The organism is Shewanella sp. 11B5 (assembly GCF_002836795.1).
Taxonomy (GTDB): Bacteria; Pseudomonadota; Gammaproteobacteria; order Enterobacterales; family Shewanellaceae; genus Shewanella; species Shewanella frigidimarina.
In genome coordinates, this window is the sequence record NZ_PJAP01001101.1 from 1 (window position 1) to 2,288 (window position 2,288).

At 43.0% G+C, this 2,288-nt stretch carries 2 protein-coding genes; both read left to right on the forward strand.

All coding sequences use genetic code 11. The features are described from left to right. A partial coding sequence (locus CXF78_RS20750) for a YifB family Mg chelatase-like AAA ATPase (RefSeq protein WP_102037825.1) occupies window positions 1-1,342 on the forward strand: 1,342 nt, incomplete at its 5' end. Window positions 1,343-1,421: 79 nt separating this feature from the next. Beyond that, a complete protein-coding gene (locus CXF78_RS20755) occupies window positions 1,422-2,165 on the forward strand; it encodes an acyltransferase (RefSeq protein WP_102037826.1) in 744 nt (247 codons plus the stop codon). Window positions 2,166-2,288: the final 123 nt, after the last annotated feature.

The following is a 2,288-nucleotide window of genomic DNA, read 5'->3' on the forward strand; positions in this document are numbered from 1 at the left end:
TCAAAAAAGAATTACCGTCAACCTCGCCCCAGCAGATTTACCAAAACAAGGTGGCCGCTATGATTTGCCTATTGCAGTCGGTATTCTCGCCGCATCAAATCAAGTTCCAGCTAAAGCATTGCACCAATGCGAATTTGTGGGTGAGCTGGCTCTTTCTGGGCAAATTCGCCCTTGCAGTGGATTATTACCAGCCATTATTGCCGCGCGCAATGATCAGCACCATTTTTTTATGCCCATCGAAAACCGCCATGAAGCAGAGCTCGTTGGCTATAAGCACAGTTATTTTGTCGCCCACTTACAAAACTTAGCGGCATTTTTACATGGCCAAGCACAATTACCGTTACTCGACACCTTGCCCGAATGGATTGAAGAAGAAATTCAAGCGCAATCATCGCTGTGCATGAGCGATGTTATTGGCCAATATCAGGCCAAACACGGGCTTGAAATCGCCGCGGCCGGAGGACATAACATGTTGTTTATTGGCCCCCCAGGGACGGGGAAAAGTATGTTAGCCAATCGAATTATCCCATTACTGCCAAAACTTACCTACGACGAAGCCATTGAAGTAGCCGCCATTCATTCTGTCGCTGGATTACATGTAAAACCGCAAAACTTCCTTAATCGCCCTTTTCGCTCGCCGCACCATACATCATCATCTATTGCACTGATTGGTGGCGGCAGCCATCCCAAACCAGGTGAGATATCATTAGCGCATCGTGGGATATTATTTCTTGATGAAATAGCAGAATTTCCTCGTAAGGTACTGGATTGTCTGCGTGAGCCTATAGAAACTGGTCAAGTTGAGATTTCTCGAGCCGCAGCAAAATTGACCTTTTTAAGTCGATTTCAACTCATTGCCGCCATGAACCCAAGCCCTTGCGGTGATACGGAGCGCGCACGTTCGACCCCAGATCAAATTCAGCGTTACTTATCGCGTTTATCGGGGCCTTTTTTAGACCGCTTCGATTTAACCGTTGATGTTCCCAAACTTCCTGCAGGTACGTTAACCCAACAACACCAGCCCAGTGAGTCTAGCGTTGAAATAGCTAAGCGAGTCAAGCAAGCACGCGATCTACAACTCAGCCGTTCTGGGGTATTAAACAGTGAGTTAACCCCAAAACAACTCAAACAAGATGGCGCGATTACTCAGCCAGATCTGGCTTTTTTGGAACAAAGTGTCGTGAGCTTAGGGTTGTCAGTACGTAGTTTTCATCGTATTCAACGGGTATCACGCACCATTGCCGACTTGCAGCAATCCCCTACTACCGAGCGCAGTCACATTGCTCAAGCCCTTGGTTATCGGGCCATGGACCGATTACTGGCAAAATTGAATCAGCAATAAACGTAATTTAACCTATCGTATAGATTGAGCAAAACTGCGACTACGAGTAACATAGCCCTCCGTTTAATAGGAGAGAAAAATGTCGCTGCTTTCGAAAATCAAAGGTTCAATCGCATTCTTATGCTATTTATTTAATACCATTTTTTGGACCATCCCTATCTTGGCGTTCAGTATTGTTAAATTGATCCCGATTGGCATTTGTCAAAAAATCTGTAGCTATATTCTCGATAATTGCGCTACGGCATGGATCAGTGTCAATACGATAGTAGAATCTATTTTTCATCCAATGCGTATTCATGTCACAGGCGATCAATCTTTTTCTGAACAAGAATGGTATATGGTTATTGCTAACCATCAATCATGGGTCGACATCCTCATTTTACAGCGAGTATTTAACCGCAAAATTCCCTTTTTAAAGTTTTTCCTCAAACAAGAACTTATTTTTGTCCCGGTACTCGGCCTCGCTTGGTGGGCATTAGACTTTCCATTTATGCGCCGTTACAGCACATCACAGTTACGAAAAAATCCCAAGTTGAAGGGTAAAGATATTGAAATTACTCGCAAAGCCTGTGAGAAATTTAAAACGAAACCTGTGAGTATTATGAACTTTGTTGAAGGTACACGTTTTACGGAAGCTAAACATGATAAACAAGGGTCACCTTTTCAGCACCTTTTAAAACCTAAGGCTGGAGGAATGGCATTCGCACTTTCTGCTATGGGAGAGCACATTAATAAACTGGTTAATGTCACCATATATTATCCTGATACCGTACCGACTGTCTCTCATATACACATGAGACTCTCGACGAAAAGGAGAGAGTAGATATCGGTGGTGTCCGTATCATTAAAAAAAAAAAAAAAAGAAAAATAGAACAACAAGAATACAATGATAAAAAGTAAAAACAAGAAAGTAGAAGATAGAAGAAGATGATCAGAGAACAACACA

Coding starts and splice junctions, on each gene's coding strand:
- CXF78_RS20755 (WP_102037826.1), top strand. CDS start 1,422: ATGTCGCTGCTTTCGAAAATCAAAGGTTCAATCGCATTCTTATGCTAT.